This window comes from Blastococcus aurantiacus, from assembly GCF_900102425.1.
In the GTDB taxonomy this organism is placed as follows: domain Bacteria; phylum Actinomycetota; class Actinomycetes; order Mycobacteriales; family Geodermatophilaceae; genus Blastococcus; species Blastococcus aurantiacus.
This window is the reverse complement of record NZ_FNBT01000002.1, coordinates 564,772-581,665: the sequence shown is the minus strand read 5'-3', so window position 1 is coordinate 581,665 and position 16,894 is coordinate 564,772. Positions and strand designations below refer to the sequence as shown.

General features: G+C 74.7%; 12 protein-coding genes. 5 read left to right on the top strand and 7 right to left on the bottom strand.

All coding sequences use genetic code 11. From position 1 onward, the window contains the following. The first annotated feature begins 12 nt into the window (after positions 1-12). Entirely contained in the window at positions 13-813 is an 801-nt protein-coding gene (locus BLS70_RS06295; RefSeq protein ID WP_255362265.1) for a TrmH family RNA methyltransferase, read from the top strand. A 49-nt stretch (positions 814-862) separates the two neighbouring features. Here the strand turns inward: BLS70_RS06295 and BLS70_RS06290 are convergent, their stop codons facing one another. The 4 genes from BLS70_RS06290 to sepH all read right to left on the bottom strand — a co-directional run bounded on the left by BLS70_RS06290 (position 863) and on the right by sepH (position 5,932). Further along, the gene (locus BLS70_RS06290) at positions 863-1,336 is read right to left on the bottom strand and encodes a YflT domain-containing protein (protein WP_091764753.1); all 474 of its coding nucleotides are present in this window, start codon (positions 1,334-1,336) and stop codon (positions 863-865) included. A 36-nt stretch (positions 1,337-1,372) separates the two neighbouring features. After that, positions 1,373-3,184 carry an ABC transporter ATP-binding protein gene (locus tag BLS70_RS06285; protein ID WP_091764752.1) on the bottom strand — a complete coding sequence of 604 codons (1,812 nt, stop codon included), beginning with the start codon at positions 3,182-3,184 and terminating at the stop codon, positions 1,373-1,375. Then, complete coding sequence (locus BLS70_RS06280) at positions 3,181-4,959, bottom strand: ABC transporter ATP-binding protein (protein WP_091764751.1); 1,779 nt, start codon at positions 4,957-4,959, stop codon at positions 3,181-3,183. The genes BLS70_RS06285 and BLS70_RS06280 overlap by 4 nt, the downstream gene beginning before the upstream one ends. 67 nt (positions 4,960-5,026) lie before the next feature. Beyond that, on the bottom strand, positions 5,027-5,932 hold the full coding sequence (gene sepH, locus BLS70_RS06275) for a septation protein SepH (RefSeq protein WP_091764750.1): 906 nt from the start codon (positions 5,930-5,932) through the stop codon (positions 5,027-5,029). Between the two features lie 357 nt (positions 5,933-6,289). Here sepH and BLS70_RS06270 point away from each other — a divergent pair, with 357 nt between their 5' ends. Together BLS70_RS06270 and BLS70_RS06265 are read left to right on the top strand one after the other, a co-directional pair. Next, positions 6,290-8,155, top strand: a complete 1,866-nt coding sequence (locus BLS70_RS06270; protein ID WP_091764749.1) for a S9 family peptidase — start codon at positions 6,290-6,292, stop codon at positions 8,153-8,155. Further along, positions 8,152-9,603 carry a circularly permuted type 2 ATP-grasp protein gene (locus BLS70_RS06265; RefSeq protein WP_091764748.1) on the top strand — a complete coding sequence of 484 codons (1,452 nt, stop codon included), beginning with the start codon at positions 8,152-8,154 and terminating at the stop codon, positions 9,601-9,603. Before BLS70_RS06270 ends, BLS70_RS06265 begins: the two co-directional genes overlap by 4 nt. A 19-nt stretch (positions 9,604-9,622) precedes the next feature. On the opposite strand, the gene BLS70_RS06260 is transcribed toward BLS70_RS06265, so the two are convergent. From BLS70_RS06260 to BLS70_RS06250, 3 genes are all read right to left on the bottom strand, one after another. Next, positions 9,623-12,289 (bottom strand): ATP-binding protein, encoded by a 2,667-nt coding sequence (locus tag BLS70_RS06260; protein WP_255362264.1) that lies wholly within the window; start codon positions 12,287-12,289, stop codon positions 9,623-9,625. 126 nt (positions 12,290-12,415) lie between these two features. After that, positions 12,416-13,528: a phosphoserine transaminase gene (gene serC / locus BLS70_RS06255; RefSeq protein ID WP_091764747.1), complete on the bottom strand. Its 1,113-nt coding sequence runs from the start codon at positions 13,526-13,528 to the stop codon at positions 12,416-12,418. Positions 13,529-13,622: 94 nt separating this feature from the next. After that, entirely contained in the window at positions 13,623-14,753 is a 1,131-nt protein-coding gene (locus tag BLS70_RS06250; protein ID WP_091764746.1) for a citrate synthase 2, read from the bottom strand. Positions 14,754-14,931: 178 nt separating this feature from the next. Here BLS70_RS06250 and pdxH point away from each other — a divergent pair, with 178 nt between their 5' ends. Next, positions 14,932-15,579, top strand: a complete 648-nt coding sequence (gene pdxH, locus BLS70_RS06245) for a pyridoxamine 5'-phosphate oxidase (protein ID WP_091764745.1) — start codon at positions 14,932-14,934, stop codon at positions 15,577-15,579. Continuing rightward, the gene (locus BLS70_RS06240) at positions 15,576-16,841 is read left to right on the top strand and encodes an MFS transporter (RefSeq protein WP_255362263.1); all 1,266 of its coding nucleotides are present in this window, start codon (positions 15,576-15,578) and stop codon (positions 16,839-16,841) included. Before pdxH ends, BLS70_RS06240 begins: the two co-directional genes overlap by 4 nt. Positions 16,842-16,894 lie beyond the last annotated feature (53 nt).

The following is a 16,894-nucleotide window of genomic DNA, read 5'->3' as shown; positions in this document are numbered from 1 at the left end:
AGAATCGCCCGGGTGCCCGTGACGATCACCGATCCCGACGACCCCCGCGTGGCCGACTTCCGCGACCTCAAGGCCGGTGACCGTCCGGCCGGCGCCCCGCCCCGCACCTCGCCGGTCATCGTGGAGGGGACGGCGGCCATCGAGCGGCTGCTGATCTCGCCCTACCGGGTGCGGGCGGTGTTCGGGGTGGCCGGCCGCGTCGAGGCCCTCGGCGTGCCGGACGACGTCGCGGTCTACGTCGCCGACAAGTGGGTGCTCTCCGAGGTCATCGGCTTCCGGTTGACCCGGGGCGCCCTGGCGTCGGCCGACCGCCTGCCGCCCGCCGACCTCGGGCAGCTGCTCGCCGGCCCCGATCCCGCCGCGCCGCGCCGGCTGGCGGTCCTCGAGGCGCTCAACGACCACGAGAACCTCGGCTCGATCGCCCGCTCGGCCGTGGCGCTGGGCATCGACGGGCTGCTCCTGGACCCGCGGTGCGCCGACCCGCTGTACCGGCGGTCGGTCCGGGTGTCCATGGGCCACGTGCTGACGCTGCCGTTCGCCGTCCTGCCGGAGTGGCCCGCCGCGCTGGACCGGCTGCACGACGCGGGCTACCTCACCGTGGCGCTCACCCCGGCCGCCGACGCGGTGGACCTGACCGACGTCGATCCGCGCGAGCACCCGCGGACCGCGGTCCTGCTGGGCGCGGAAGGTCCCGGGCTCACCCCCGAGGCGCAGCAGGCGGCCCGGGTCCGCGCCCGCATCCCGATGCGCTCGGGAGTGGACTCCCTCGGCGTGGCCGCCGCGGCGGCCATCGCCTTCACCGCCCTGCGCTGACTCTGCTTTTCCGCGGAGACGCAGTCTGCTTCACCGCGGAAAAGCAGAGTTAGAAGCGGAGGGAGAAGCGGGCGAGGATATCGCGGGCCTGCTCGGCGTGGGCCGGCTGGCACATGACGTCGTAGCGGCCCGCGACGATCGTGCTGGTGCTGGTGAAGTCACGCCGTCCCTGGGTGGCCGCGTACCCCATCCAGCCGAACAGCGCGCCGAAGACCAGCCCGATGAGCAGCCCGCTGAGCACCGAGCCGATCCAGCCGGCGCCGTCGACCGAGAAGATCCCCAGCAGCAGGCCCACGAACAGGCCCCACCAGGCGCCGCCGGCCGCACCGGCCGCGATCGCCCGGCCGGTGGTCATCCGGCCGAGGACCTTCTCGACCTGGCGCAGGTCGGAGCCGATGATCGTCACGTTCTCGACGGGGAACTTCTCGTGGGAGAGGTGGTCGACGGCCGCCTGGGCCCGCTCGTAGCTGTCGTAGGAACCGACCTGGACGCCGCCCAGCGGCATCGACACGGAAGCACTCATGCCGGGTCAACTACCCCGGCGCAGGCGGTGTTCCACTCAGACCAGGCTGTCGGCCCACGCCTGGTGCAGCGCGGCGAAGCGGCCGGTGCCGGCGACGAGGTCGGCGGGGGAGCCGTCCTCGACGATCCGCCCGCCCTCCATCACCAGCACCCGGTCGGCGATCTCCACGGTGGACAGGCGGTGGGCGATGATCAGCGCGGTCCGGTCCGCGAGCAGGGTGCGCAGCGCGTGCTGCACCAGCCGCTCGCTGGGGACGTCGAGCGAGCTCGTCGCCTCGTCGAGGATCAGCACCGCCGGGTCGGCGAGGAAGGCCCGGGCGAAGCTGACCAGCTGGCGCTGCCCGGCCGACAGCCGTCCGCCGCGCTTGTCCACCTCGGTGTCGTAGCCGTCGGGCAGGGCGGTGATGAAGTCGTGCGCCCCGATCGCCCGCGCGGCGCGCTCGATCTCCGCGCGGTCAGCCCCCGGCCGGCCGAAGGCGATGTTGTCGGCGACGGTGCCGGAGAACAGGAAGCTCTCCTGGGTCACCATCACGACGGCCCGCCGCAGGTCGGCGTCGGTGAGCCGGTGCAGCGGGACGCCGTCCAGCCGGATCTCGCCCTCGACGGGGTCGTAGAACCGTGCCGCCAGGCGGGCCAGCGTGGACTTGCCCGCGCCGGTGGTGCCCACCAGCGCGACCGTCTCGCCGGGCGGCAGGGTGAGCACCAGCCCGGGCAGCACGGTGGCGTCGCCGTAACCGAACCGGACGTCGTCGAAGACCACCTCGCCGGCCGCGGCCGGCAGCGGGACCGGGTCGACGGGCTCGGGCACGCTGGGGCTCTCCTCCAGCACACCGGAGAGCTTCTCGAGCGCGGCGGTCGCCGACTGGTAGCTGTTGTAGAACATCGCGATGTCCTGCAGCGGGTCGAAGAACCGACGCAGGTAGAGCAGGAAGGACACCAGCGTCCCGACGGCCATCGCGCCGTCCATCACGCGGAGCGCGCCGTAGCCGAGGACGGCCACGGTGACCACGTTGCCGATGAGGACCACCGCCGGCACGAAGACGGCGATGAGCCAGAACGCCCGGTGGTGAGCCTGCCGGTTGTCCTCGTTGAGGACGGCGTACAGCTCGTCGTTGCGCGGCTCGCGGCGGAAGGCCTGCACCGCGCGGATGCCGCCGAACGTCTCGGTGAACTGGACGATGAGCGCGGCGATGGTCTCGCGGGTGCGCCGGTAGGCCGCGGTGGAGTTGCGCTGGAACCAGCGCGCCACGAGGAAGAGCGCAGGGAAGCCCAGCAGTGCGGTGAGGCCCAGCGGCGGGTCGAGCACCACCAGGACGATGCCGATGCCGAGCACGCTGAACAGGGCTGTGATCAGCCCGTCCAGGCCCTCGTCCAGGAGTTCGGCCAGCGCCTCGGCATCGCTGGTCAGCCGGCTGATCGTCCGGCCCGAGGTGTACCGCTCGTGGAAGGACAGCGGCAGCACCTGGACGTGGGTGAACACCCGTCGGCGCAGCGTCAGCAGCACCGCCTGGCCCACTCGTCCGGACCCCGTGAGGAACGCGAAGCGCAGGACCGTGTCCAGCACCGCCGCCACGACCATCGCCGCGGTGATCCACACCAGCGGCCACGCGTCCCCGTCGACCAGCGCCGGCACGCCGACGTCGATGCCCACCCCGATGAGCAGCGGGCCGGCGAGCCACGCGGCGTTCTGGGCGACGACGGTTGCCAGCAGCCACCACAGCGATCGACGGTGCGGCTGCAGGAGTTCGCCGAGCAGCCGCCGCGAGCGCGCGCGCAGGAACAGCCCGGCGCCCGCGGAGAGTTCGTCGGAGTCCTCGGTGGCGACGCCGCGCCAGCTCTGGTCGGTCACGGGATCACCTCCGCCAGGTCGCTCTCCTGCGCCAGCAGGTCGCGGTACGTGGGCTCGGCGGCCAGCAGTTCCGAGTGCGTGCCGACGGCGGCGATCCGGCCGCCGGCCAGCAGCGCCACCCGGTCGGCCAGCAGCACGGTGGAGGGCCGGTGCGCGACGACCAGCGCGGTGGTGCCGGCGAGCACGTCCCGGAGGGCCCGCTCGACCAGCGCCTCGGTGTGCACGTCGAGGGCCGACAGCGGGTCGTCGAGGACCAGGACCGAGGGGCGGCCCAGGACCGCGCGGGCCAGCGCCAGCCGCTGCCGCTGCCCGCCGGACAGCGACAGGCCCTGCTCGCCGATGCGGGTGTCCAGGCCCCACGGCAGGTCGCGGACGAACTCCGCCTGGGCCACCCGCAGCGCCTCGGCGATGTCGGCGTCGGCGGCGTCGGGCCGCCCGAGCGTGAGGTTCTCCCGGACGCTCATCGAGAAGAGCGTGGCCTCCTCGAAGGCGACCGCGACGATCCCGCGCAGCTGGGTCAGCGGCAGGTCGCGCACGTCGACGCCGTCCAGGGTGACCCGGCCCTCGGTCACGTCGTGCAGCCGTCCGACCAGCGAGGTGAGCGTGGTCTTGCCCGAGCCGGTCGCCCCGACCAGCGCGACGGTCTCGCCCGGCTCGACGACGAGGTCGACACCGGACAGCACCGGGCCGGCCGGCCCGGGGTGGCGGAAGCCGACGCCCTCGAAGGCGAGCCGGGCCGGCGAGCCCACCGGCTGCGGCACGACGCCGGGCCGGTCGGTGACCGTCAGCGGCTCGTCGAGCAGCTCGCCGATGCGGTCGCACGCGCTGGCGGTCTCCTGGGCGAAGGCGAACAGCCAGCCCAGCGACAGGATCGGCCACAGGAGCACGGTGAAGAGCGCGACGAAGGCGACCATCCCGCCCACGGTCAGGGCGCCGGTGCTCACCGCGGCCGCGCCGCCGACCAGGATGAGCGCCAGCGTCACCTGCGGGTGCAGCTCGAAGACGCACCACAGCAGCGCGAGCGTGCGGACCTTGTCCAGCTCCAGCCGGCGCAGCCGCCGCGCCTTGGTGTCGAAGCGGTCGAAGACCAGCCCGCGCCGCCCCAGGGACTTGACCACCCGGATGCCCTGCACCGCCTCCTCCACGTCGGTCGCCAGCTCGCCCTGCTCGTCCTGCACCCGGCGGGACTGCACGTTGTAGCGCCGCTCCCAGCGCTGGCCGAGCACGGTCAGCGGCACGGTGGTGAGGAGGACGGCGATGCCGAGCGGCCAGTACGTGATCAGCAGCAGGACCGCGACGACGACGCAGGTGATCAGGTTGACCGCGAGGAACACCGCGGCGAAGCCCACGAAGCGGCGCACCGTGGACATGTCGCTGGACGCGCGGGAGAGCAGCTGACCCGAGGGCCAGCGGTCGTGGAACGCCACCGGCAGCCGCTGCAGGCGCTCGTAGAGGGCGCCGCGCAGGTCGCGCTCGATCGCCAGGCAGCTCTGGGTCATCGCCCAGCGGCGGAGGAAGAACAGGCCGGCCTCCGCGACGCCGAACACCAGGGCCAGGCCCAGCAGCGGCACGAGGCCCCCGCGGTCGCCCTCGGCGATCGGCCCGTCGACGACGGCGGCGGTGATCAGCGGAACGGCCAGCTGGGCCAGCGTCGCCAGCAGAGCCGCGGCGAAGGTCAGCGCGATCAGGCCGCGGTAGGGGCGCGCGTAGGGCCACAGCCGGAGCAGGGCGGAGAGCCGGCCCCGGTCGTCGGGAGGGGTGGCGGCGGCGTCCATGGGGGATCGAGGCTAGGCCGGACCCCCGACGGGAGCGACCGACTTTCGGGCCGGGCGCAGGTGGAACTCAGCGGTTGCGGCGGACCCCGAAGACGATGTCCTCCCACGCCGGGATGCGGGCGCGGGGGTCGTCGGAGTCGAGGTCCTCGCCGGGGCGGCCGAGCACCACGGTGTCGTGGTCGGCGATCTCGTCGAGGAAGGAGTCCATCGAGCGGGCGTCGTCCGGGGAACCGCTGGCCGGGTGGACGTCGCGCACGGGGAGCTCCTCGTGCGTCGCGGGCGGCTCGGGAGCCGGGGTCGGCCGGACCTCCTCGCGCAGGACGGTCATCGGCCGGGCGGGCTGGACGGGTGCCGGCGGCGGCCCGGTGGGGACGTCGGGGACGACGCGGACCAGGCGCGTGCCCTCGGCGAAGTCGGTCGTCACGGCGTCCAGCGGGGCGACCGTGCGCGAGGGAAGGTCGAAGGTCCAGCGGGCGGTGCCGGACTTCTCGCCGGCCCGCCACGCGCCGCTGACCACCCAGGCGCCGGTGTCGCTGCGGTAGGCGTCCCAGGTTACGGCGTCGATGTCGGTGTCGATCAGCCGCAGGCGCTCGGTCATGAACTGCTGCAGCGTGGTGCCCGGCGTGCTGTCGGTGAGCCGCACCCGCGCCTCGCGCGCCTGCTCGGCGACCCGCTCGCGCTCCTGGAGCACGGGGTGGGCGAAACGCATGATCCGCTCGACGCGGGTCCCGGACGCGGCCGCCACCTGCTCGGGCGTCTCGCCGGCGCGGATGCGGGACTGGATGACCCGCGGCGGGAGCTCGGTGCCGAGGTCGACGTCGATCTGGGTGAGCCGGCGGGAGTCCCCGCGGGCGGCGGCGCGGAGCCGGTCGTCCACGGGCAGCGAGAAGCGCTCCTCGCCGTCCTCGGTGTCGGCGACCAGCAGCAGGCTCGTGCCGTCGTCGGAGAGACCCACGAGGCGCAGCGTGCGCACGGGCGACCTCCTGCAAGGCATGAGCGGTAGGGCTCCGGAGAGAGACCGGAGCCCGAGGCTATCCGCGCACGCCCGCAGCGCGCCGCAGGCGCGCCCCGCACGGCGCGTCCCGCCGTCCCGTCACCCGATCGGGGGCTCGGTGAGGGAGCGGCACCTGCCGATGACGTGGAGGACACCTCCCGGAAACGCGCGCTCGGCAGAGTGGGGCGCGCGCTGTGACGGGAGGGGCCGCTGGGGAGGCGGAGCGACGGCGCGACGTCGGTTCGTCGCCGGCGGGGCCGGTGCGCACCGGCGCCGTGGAATCCTGCCGCTCGCGTTCCGCCAGGGACGCACACGTTCGAGAGCCGAGGAGGTGCGATGGCCAGCCCCGTGACCGACCTGGTGCCCGCCACGCCCGCGAGGCTCGAGCGCGACGTCGTCGCCGAGATCGAGTCCATCGCCGGCGCCGTCGGTGCCTGGTGCCCCACCGTGTCGCCGGACGGTCGGCAGGTCGCCTACGTGACCGACCGGTCGGGCATCCCGCGCCTGGAGATTGCCCCCGTCGACGGCGGGAACCCGCCGCGGGTCCTCTCGCAGCCGGCGCAGGAGGTCGTCTCGGTCGCCTGGTCCCCGGACGGCGCCTGGCTGGCCTACCTGGTGAGCCCCGGTGGCTCCATCTGCGCCGAGCTGCACGTCGTGCGGCCCGACGGCACCGGTGCACGCCTCGTCGCCGGGGAGGACCCGCGCGCGACGGTGTTCGCCGGTCTCTGGGCCGGCCCCAGCTCCTACCTCTGCTCGATCGCCCCCGGCACCGGTCCCGACGCCGACGTCGTCCTCGTCGACGTGGTCACGGGAACCTGCCGCACGCTGGCCCGTGGCGGCTTCCTCTCCGTCTCCGCCCTGTCGGCCGACGGCCGGACGCTCCTGGCCCGTCGCGGTCCGCGCGGGTTCCGGCACGTCGTCGCCGTCGACGTGGCCGGGGGGACGCAGCGACCGGTCCTCCGGCCGGACGCCCCCGGCGGCGTCGCCTCCGAGGACGGCCGGTTCGCCGCGGACGGGCTGGCGGTCTACCTCCGCGCCTCCCTCCCCGGGCCGCTGCTCGCCGACCGCGCCGGCCTGGTCGAGGTGCCGCTGGGGCCGGACGGCCCGACGGGGGAGGGGCGCACGGTGCTGTACCGCGCCGACGCCGACCTCGACGGCTACGCGCTGCGCCCCGACGGCACGGTGCTCGCGATCTGGAACGCCGGGGGGCTCACCGAGCTCGCGGTGCACGCGCTGTCCGACGGCGCGCTGGTGCGCAGGGTCCCGCTGCCCGACGCCGTCCTGCCGGGCTGGTCGCTGACGTCCGACGGCCGCACGATGGTCGCCGAGCTGACCGGACCGACCACGCCGCGCGCGCTGTGGCGGGTGGACCTCGACGGCGTCCGGCCGGCCGCGACGCTGCGCCTGTCCGCCCCCCGCCCGTCCGCCGCACGCATGGTGCTGCCCGAGCGGCACGAGTACCGCGCCCCCGACGGCATGCCGCTGTCGGGATGGCTCTACACCCCGCGCGGCGCGCACGCCCCGAACCGGACGGTGGTCAGCTTCCACGGCGGTCCCGAGGGTCAGGAGCGGCCGGCGTTCAACCCGCTCGTGCAGAGCCTGGTCGCCGCCGGGTTGACGGTCTTCGCGCCCAACGTGCGCGGCTCCGGAGGGTTCGGCCGCGCGTTCATGACCTCCGACGACGGCGCGGCCCGTGCGTCCTCCTTCGAGGACGTGCGGACGACGGTCGACGAGCTGGTCACCTCCGGCATCGCCGCACCCGGCCGGATCGGTGCCCACGGCTGGTCCTACGGCGGCTATCTCGCGCTGGTCGCCCTGACCCGGTGGCCCGAGTTGTTCGCCGCCGGTGCCACCCTGGCCGGTATGAGCGACCTGCGGACCTTCTTCGCCGGTACCGAACCGTGGATGGCCGCGGCCTCGGTCACCGAGTACGGCGACCCCGTCGCCGACCGGGAGATGCTGGCGTCGATCTCGCCGATGTCGGCACTGGACCGGGTGACCGCTCCGCTGCTGCTCGCCCACGGCGACCGGGACACCAACGTGCCCGTCGCCGAGTCGGTGCAGGCGCATCAGGAGCTCGCCGCCCGGGGTGCACCCTGCGAGCTGCTCCTGCTGCCCGGCGAGGGGCACACCGTGGTCGGTCGCGACCACCTCGTCGAGCTGAGCGGCCGGGTCACCGCCTGGTTCGACAGCTGGCTGTGAGCGGCGGACTGCTCGCCGGCTACCCCGCTCCCACCGCCGACGAGGCGGTGACCCCCGACGGCCGGCTGAGCCCCGACTACGCGGTCCTCGAGCCGGCGCTCGCGGACCTGGGCGCCGAGGGGCTCGGTGCGGCGGCCCGGTCCCTCGCCGAGCTGCGGGCGACCCGCGGCGTGGCACTGGGCACCTGGACCGACGGGCGTCACGAGCGGCACCCGGTCCCGCTCGACCCGCTGCCCCGGCTGCTGCCGGCCGCGCAGTGGCGGCTGCTGGCCGCCGGCGTGGAGCAGCGGCACCGCGCCCTGTGCGCGTTCCTGGCGGACGCCTACCGCGCGGCGGGCCGCCGGCGCGGCGACGTCGACCGCGCCCCGGAGATCGTCCGGGCGGGGGTGCTGCCGGAGTGGGCGGTGGTGCACAACCCCGCCCGCGACCCCGGCGCCATCGGCCAGGCCTGGCCGGGCCAGCCCCGGGCGACGGTGGCGGCCGCTGACCTGGTCCGCACCGCCGACGGCGGGTGGGCCGTGACCGCCGACGACCTGCGCGCGCCCACCGGACTCGGCTTCGCCCTGGAGGACCGGCTGGCCCTCCGCGCCGCCGTCCCGGGGCTGTTCGCCGGAGGCGCTCCCGGCGACCCCGGGGCCGCCCTCGCACTGCTCCGCCAGGCCCTCGACGAGGCGGCTCCTCCGGCGTGCACCGGCACGCCGGAGGTCGCCGTGCTCAGCGCGGGGGAGACCGACACCTCCTCGTTCGAGCACGCGGTGCTCGCCGAGGCCCTCGGTGTGCCGCTGGTGCGGGCCGCCGACCTCTGGCCGCGCGCCGACGGTGGCCTGGAGATCGCCGTGGACGGCCGGCGCCGTCCGGTCGACGTCCTGTACCGGCGCTTCGGCGACGGTGGCCTCGGCGCGTACCGGACGCCCGTGGGCCTGGCGCTGGACGTGCAGCTCACCGAGGCGGTGCGGGCCGGGCGGCTGGGCCTGGTGAACGTGCCGGGCAACGGGGTCGCCGACGACGTCGCGACCTTCGCCTGGGTGCCGGCGATGATCGGCTTCTACCTCGGGGAGCAGCCGCTGCTGCCCTCGCCCCGCACCTGGGTGCTGGCCGATCCGGCCGCGCTGGCCGAGGTCCGCGGGCGGCTGCAGCAGTTGGTCGTCGAGGAGGTCGCGGCCTACGGCGGGCAGAGCGCGGTGGACGGTCGTACCTGCGGTGCCGCGGCGCTCACCCGGCTGGCCGCCGCGGTGGACGCGGCGCCGCACCGGTTCGTGGCCAGGGAGCCCGTCGAGGAGGCGACCCTGCCGGCGCTGGTGGACGGCGCGCTGCACCCCCGGAGAGCCAGGTTGCGGGTGTTCTCCGTCGTGACCGGCGGTGGAATCCGGGCCCTGCCAGCGGCGTGGACGCGCGTGGAGCTGGGCGGGCCGGTCCCCGGCAGCAAGGACACCTGGCTACTGCCCTGAGGCCGGGGCGCCCGCGCGGTCAGGCCAGCGGGCTGCGGATGACGACCGTCGTCCCGGTGGGGCTGGGGACGGCGGTGACGTCGGCGAACGCGCTCATCAGGGTGGATCCGCGGCCACGGTCCATGCTCGGCACCCGCTCGCGCCACTGCCCGTAGTCGCGCACCACGATCTCCAGCCGGTCCCCTCGCACGCCGACCGTGACGTCGACGAACGGCTGGCTGGGGCGCTGCGCGTGCTCGATGGCATTGGTCGCGGCCTCACCGGCGGCCAGCAGCAGGTCGTACGCCCGGTCGGGGTCGACGCCCGCCTCGGCCAGCACCGCGCGCATCCCCCGCCGCAGCACCGGCACCGAGGCGGCCTCGGCGGGCAGCCGCCACCGGCCCAGCTGGTGCTCCGGCGGGGTGGGGTCGGCGGGCGGTCGCGGAGCCGGGGCCGCGGCGGCGAGGGGAGCCGTCGGGACCACCGGTGCGGCCGCGACCGACGCGAACCCGTCCGTCCTCGCCTGCACGGGCAACGGGATGGGACCGGTCCGCCCGGTGGCGCGCTCGAGCACGACCCGGACCCGGGCGATGAGCTCGTCGGCGCGGAAGGGCTTGGCGAGGTAGTCGTCGACGCCGGCCTCCAGGCCCTCGACCGAAGCCTCCAGCCCCGCCCGCGCGGTCAGCATGATCACCGGGATGTGGCGCGTGGCCGGGTCCGACCGCAAGGCGCGCAACAGTTCGAAGCCGTCGATCCGCGGCATCATCACGTCGGTCAGGACGACGTCCGGCTGTCGCTCGGCGACCGCCCGGAGTGCCTCCTCGCCGTTGGCCGTGGTGCGCACCGCCCAATGGGCACCGAGCAGCCGGGCCAGGTAGCTGCGCATGTCGGCGTTGTCGTCCACGACGAGGACGTGCGCGCCCAGGGAGCCGCCCGGCGCCGGCTCACCGGGCCGGCTGGTGTCGTCCTCCCAGCTCGCCGCCTCGCCCCGTGCGGCCTCGGACGGCTGGGCTGCTGCCCGGTCCTCGTCAGCGCTCGGATCGGGGGCGCCGTAGGGCAGCGCCACGGTGAAGGTGCTGCCGACGCCGGGCTCGCTGACCACGGAGACGGTCCCGCCGTGGAGAGCGGTCAGCTCCTGGACCAGTGCCAGCCCGATGCCGGTGCCCTCCCGGGTGCGGGCCGTGGCCCCGGCGACCCGGTGGAAGCGCTCGAAGAGGTGCGGCAGCTCCTCGGCCACGATGCCCACGCCGGTGTCGCGGACGGTGAGCCGGAAACCCGATTCGTCCGAGGTGAGACCCACGTCGATGCCGCCGACGAACGTGTACTTCACCGCGTTGGCCAGCAGGTTGACGACGATCTTCTCCCACATGCGGGGGTCGACGTAGGAGGGCCCGGCCACCGGCGGGCAGTCGACGGTCAGCCGCAGCCCCGCCCGCTCGGCGGCGGCGCGGAAGATCCCGGCGAGCTCGGCGGTGAAGGTGGCCACGTCGGTCCGCACCCGCACCGGGTGCGCCCGCCCCGCCTCGATGCTGGCGAAGTCGAGCAGATCGTTGACCAGGCGTTGCAGCCGCCGGCCGTTGCGCAGCGCGAGCTCCAGCTCCTCCCGCACCTCGGCGGGGAGTCCCTCGGAACGGTCCAGGGCGTCGCTGATCGGGCCCAGGAGCAGCGTCAGCGGGGTCCGCAGCTCGTGGCTCACGTCGGAGAAGAAGGTGGTCTTGGCCCGGTCGAGCTCGGCGAGCGCCTCGGCCCGCCGGCGCTGGGACGCGATCGCCCGTGACGTCGCCACCGCACCGGCGAACTGCGCCGCCATGAGCCCGTGGAAGGAGCGGTACTCGTCGTCGAGGGCCAGGTTGGGGCTCCTGCCGACGACGAGCACGCCCACGGGTGCCGCCCCCGGGCTGCCGGCGAGGGACAGGACGACCGACTCGGTGACCGGATCGCCCCAGGGGCCGCCGGGGAGAGCGAGCCCGCCGAGCGCCCGCACCACCTCGGCGGCGTCCGGTTCGGTGACGGCCGGCAGGTCTGCGGCGTCGCAGCCGACGGTCCCGACGAGGCGCAGATGCGGCTCGTCCGGCCCTGCGAGGTAGGCCGCCGCGAACGGGACGTCGAGCGGATCGCCGCCCAGCTTCTCGCACATCGCCCGCACGACCTGCGCCTCGTCCCCGAGGTCGCCGGTGGTCGCCGCCAACTCGTGCAGCAGCCGCTGCCGACGCGCGCCGACGACCTCCCCGGTCACCTCCAGGCCGATGGACAGCATGCCGCGCACCGCGCCGTCATCGTCGAAGACCGGCGCATGCGTGACCCGGAAGAACGTCTCCTCCCGGTACCCGTGGCGTTCGAGCAGCAGCGGCAGCGCCGGGAACCAGGAGGGCTCCAGCGTGGTCATGGCGTGCTCGATCGGCGGGCCGAGGACGTCCCACCCGGCGGCGAAGGTGATCCGGATGTCCTGGCCGATCGCCGGGTGCTGGGCGCCGATCAGGGGGGCGTAGGCGTCGTTGTAGAACTGGATGAACTCCGGTCCCCAGGCCAGAACCATCGGCAGTCGGGAGACGAGCACCGACCGGATGGCGAAGCGCAGGCTGGCCGGCCACCCCTCCACCGGGCCCAGTGGGGTGGTCGACCAGTCGAAGACGGCCATGATGCGCCCGGCCTCGCCGCCGATGGCGAACAGGTCACCGCCGGGTCCCGACGGGGAATCGGGGAGCACGGTCACCTCCTGCCGCGGACGGGCATGCGCATGGGGATCGGACGGCGGATCCGGGTGACGCCCCCACGTCGCTCCGGTATCGCGGGCGGAAACGCTACCGGGTGTTCCCGGGAGAGCGGGACGGGGCTACAGGCGCTCGACGACGTGGTCGATGCAGGCGGTGAGCGCGGACACGTCGTCGGGCTCCACGGCCGGGAACATGCCGACGCGCAGCTGGTTGCGGCCGAGCTTGCGGTAGGGCTCGACGTCGACCACGCCGTTCGCCCGCAGGGTCTTCGCCAGCGCGGCGGCGTCCACCGAGTCGGCGAAGTCGATCGTGCCGACGACGAACGAGCGCTCGTCGGGGTTGCTCACGAACGGCGTCGCGTACGGCGACTTCTCCGCCCACGAGTACAGTCGGCTCGAGGAGTCGCGCGTGCGGGCCACGGCGCCGGAGAGCCCGCCCAGCGACAGCAGCCACTGGATCTGGTCGTTGAGCAGGAACAGCGTGGCGACGGCCGGGGTGTTGTAGGTCTGGTCCTTGGTGGAGTTGTCGATCGCGATCGACAGGTCCAGGAAGCCGGGGATCCAGCGGCCGGAGGCCTTGATCTCCGCGACCCGCTCCAGCGCGTCGGCCGACATGAGGGCCACCCACAGCCCGCCGTCGGCGGCGAAAGACTTTTGCGGGGCGAAGTAGTAGACGTCGGTCTGCGACACGTCGACCGGCAGGCCACCGGCGCCCGACGTCGCGTCGATGAGGACCAGGGCGTCGTCGCTGCCGGCCGGCCGCTCCACCGGTGCCATGACGCCGGTGGAGGTCTCGTTGTGCGCCCAGCCGTAGGCGTCGACGCCGGGCTGCGCGGTCGGGATCGCCAGCGTGCCGGGGTCGGCCTGCACGATCACCGGGTCGCCGAGGAACGGCGCGTCCTTCGCGCCGGAGGCGAACTTCGCGGAGAACTCCCCGAAGGTGCCGAAGGCGGCGCGGTCGCGGATGAGGCCGAACAGCGCGGCGTCCCAGAAGGCCGTCGTCCCGCCGTTGCCGAGCACCACCTCGTAGCCGTCCGGCACGTCGAACAGCGCCCGCAGCCCCGCGCGGATCTCCTTCACCAGGTTCTTCACCGGCGCCTGGCGGTGCGAGGTGCCCATGATCGCGGCGCCGTCGACGGCCAGTGCCCGGAGGGCCTCCGGCCGGACCTTGGACGGGCCGCAGCCGAACCGCCCGTCGGACGGCAGGAGCTCGGCGGGGATGGTGATGGTCATCCGGGGAAGTGCCTCTCGACGGTGCGGTGCGGTCGGCCCGTGCCGGGACCCGCCCTGGAGGTGCACAGGGCGGGTCCCGCGGACGGGGCCTCGATCAGGCGGGAGCGACCTCGGTCGTGGCCTTGGTCTGGATGGTGTCCCAGCCCTCGACCTCGTCGGGCTTGCGCGGGTCGGGCCCGATGTAGCGGGCCGACGGGCGCACGAGGCGGCCGGTCCGCTTCTGCTCGAGGATGTGCGCGCACCAGCCGGCGGTACGGGCGCAGGTGAACATCGACGTGAACATGTGGCTGGGCACCTCGGCGAAGTCGAGGACGATCGCCGCCCAGAACTCCACGTTGGTCTCGACCGGCCGGTCGGGGCGCCGCTCGCGCAGCTCCTTGAGGGCGGCCTTCTCCAGCGCCAGGGCGGCCTCGAAGCGCGGGGCACCCAGCTCCTCGGATGCGCGGCGGAGCACGCGGGCGCGGGGGTCCTCGGCCCGGTAGACGCGGTGGCCGAAGCCCATCAGCCGGTCGCCCCGGTCGAGGAGGCCCTTCACGTACTTCTCGGCGTCGCCGGACTTCTCGACGTCGTCGAGCATGTGCAGGACGCGCGAGGGGGCGCCGCCGTGCAGCGGGCCGGACATGGCACCGATCGCCCCGGACAGCGAGGCGGCGACGTCGGCCCCGGTGGAGGCGATGACGCGGGCGGTGAAGGTCGAGGCGTTCATGCCGTGCTCGGCGGCCGACGTCCAGTACGCGTCCACCGCGGCCACGTGGCGGGGGTCGGGCTCGCCGCGCCAGCGGACCATGAACCGCTCGACGATCGTGGCGGCCTGGTCGACCCGCTTCTGCGGGACGGCGGGGGTGCCGATGCCCCGAGCGGACTGGGCGACGTAGGACAGCGCCATGACGGCGGCCCGCGCCAGCTCCTCGCGGGCCTCCTCGTCGGTGATGTCCAGCAGCGGGCGGTAGCCCCAGATCGGGGTGAGCATGGCCAGCGCGGCCTGCACGTCGACCCGCACGTCACCGGTGTGCACCGGGATCGGGAACGGCTCGGCCGGGGGCAGCCCCGGGCCGAACTTCCCGTCCACCAGCAGTGCCCAGACGTTGCCGAAGGTCACCTTGCCGACGAGGTCCTCGATGTCGACGCCGCGATAGCGGAGGGCACCGCCGTCCTTGTCCGGTTCAGCGATCTCCGTCTCGAAGGCGATGACGCCTTCCAGGCCGGGTACGAAGTCGTCGGCCATCTCGCATGCTCCTCTGCGCGCGGGACCCGTGCGCGCATAAGGCATGGCGCACGCTTGCCTGCCGACCCTAGGCCGTGGGGAGGCGCCCGACGCAAGTGGGGCGTCGCCGGGGTCGTCGCGCCGGGGATGTGAGGAGCCTTCCCGAGCCGGACGGTCGGACCGGTGCCAGCATGGCGGCGTGCCCGACCTCTCCCGCATGCGCAACGACTACACGCTCGGCCGGCTGCGCGAGGAGGACCTCGCCGCGACGTGGGTGGAGCAGTTCGACCGCTGGTTCGCCGACGTCGTCGCCGCCGAGATCCCGGAGCCCAACGCGGTCGTCGTCGCGACGGCCGACGCCGACGGCGCCCCCGACGGGCGCCTGGTGCTGATGAAGGGCTACGACGAGAGCGGCGTGGTGTTCGGCACGAGCTACGCCTCGGCCAAGGGGGCGCAGCTGGCCGTCAACCCCCGGGCGGCGCTGGTCTTCCCGTGGCACGCGCTGCAGCGCCAGGTGCGGATCACCGGCACCGTCGAGCGGATCGGCGAGACCGCCTCCGACGCGCTGTGGGACCCCCGACCCCGCGGCTCGCAGCTGGCCGCGGTGGCGTCGGTGCAGTCGACCGTCGTGGACTCCCGGCAGCAGCTCGAGGAGCGGGTGCGCCTGCTCGACGAGCAGACGCCGGAGGGCAAGGTGCCCCGGCCCGCGGCCTGGGGCGGCTACCGGGTCGTGCCGGAGCGGGTGGAGTTCTGGCAGGGCGGCGCGGACCGGCTGCACGACCGGATCCGCTTCGTGCGCGACGAGGCCGAGGGCGGGGGCTGGATCGTCCAGCGACTCGCCCCGTGAGCGGGCCGGCTCCCCGCCGGCGTTCCTGGGCGATCGACACGACGCCGCTGCGCAACCCCGCGTACCGGCGGCTGTTCTGGGGCGTGGCCGCGACCATGCTCGGTCAGCAGATGACGCTGGTCGCCGTCCCCTTCCAGGTCTACGCGCTGACCGGCGACTCGCTGATGGTCGGTGTCACCTCGATCGTCGCGCTGGTGCCGCTGATCGTCTTCGGCCTGCTCGGCGGCGCGATCGCGGACTCGATGGACCGCCGCCGGCTGATGCTCGTCACGTCGGTCGGTGCTGCGGTGACGAGCGTGCTGCTCGCCGGGCAGGCGCTGTTGCCCGGCGAGGGCAACCTCGCGGTGCTGTGGGTCCTGACCGCCTGCGTCTCGGCCTTCGCCGCGGTCAACCAGCCCACCCGCAGCGCGGTCATCCCGGCGCTCGTCGGGCCGGCAGGCGTGCCGGCGGCCAACGCGCTGTCCATGACCGTGCGCCAGGCCGCGGTCATCGCGGGGCCACTGCTGGCCGGCGTCCTCATCGGGGCGGGGGAGCTGTTCCTGGCCTACGCGATCGACGCGCTGGGCTTCCTGGCCGCCGCCGTCCTGCTGCGCGGGCTCCCGGCTCTGCCGCCGGGGCGCGACATCGGGCCGCTGCGGCTCGGTGCCGCCGTCCGGGGCGTGGGGGAGGGCTTCGTCTTCCTCCGCACACAGCCGGTGCTGCTCATGACCTTCGTCGTCGACATCGTCGCCATGTGCTTCGCCTGGCCGCAGGCGGTCTTCCCCGAGCTGTCGGAGAACCGGTTCGCCGACTCGCCCAACTCGCTGGGCTGGCTGTTCGCCGGCGTCTCCATCGGAGCGCTGCTCATGGGGCTGACGTCCGGGTGGGTGTCCCGGGTGGACCGGCAGGGCGCGGTGGTGCTGGGCGCGATCGCGGTCTGGGGCGTGGCGATCATCGGCTTCGGCTGGGCGCAGTCCCTGTGGCTCGCCGTTCTCTGCCTGGCCGTGGCGGGGGCCGGGGACATGGTGAGCGCGGTGCTGCGCTCCTCGATGCTGCAGCTGGCCGCGCCCGAGGAGATGCGCGGGCGGATGCAGGGCGTGTTCATCGTCGTCGTGGCCGGCGGGCCTCGGCTGGGCGACCTGCGCGCCGGTGCGCTGGCGAGCGCGGCGTCGGTGAGCGTGGCGATGGTGTCCGGCGGCGTCGTCGTCGTGCTCGCGATGGCGCTGGTCGCGGTGCTGGTGCCCTCGTTCTGGCTCTTCCGCGCCTCCCGCACCGCGGTCTGACCGCGCGCGGGACCATGAGCGCTCGCGGGGGCATCCGCTCCGAGCAGGAAGAG

What these genes read in the sequence shown, in the direction of transcription:
- BLS70_RS06290 (WP_091764753.1), bottom strand. Translation starts at nt 1,336, where the DNA reads ATGAGTGCTTCCGTGTCGATGCCGCTGGGCGGCGTCCAGGTCGGTTCC.
- BLS70_RS06280 (WP_091764751.1), bottom strand. Translation starts at nt 4,959, where the DNA reads ATGGACGCCGCCGCCACCCCTCCCGACGACCGGGGCCGGCTCTCCGCC.
- BLS70_RS06270 (WP_091764749.1), top strand. Translation starts at nt 6,290, where the DNA reads ATGGCCAGCCCCGTGACCGACCTGGTGCCCGCCACGCCCGCGAGGCTC.
- serC (WP_091764747.1), bottom strand. Translation starts at nt 13,528, where the DNA reads ATGACCATCACCATCCCCGCCGAGCTCCTGCCGTCCGACGGGCGGTTC.
- BLS70_RS06250 (WP_091764746.1), bottom strand. Translation starts at nt 14,753, where the DNA reads ATGGCCGACGACTTCGTACCCGGCCTGGAAGGCGTCATCGCCTTCGAG.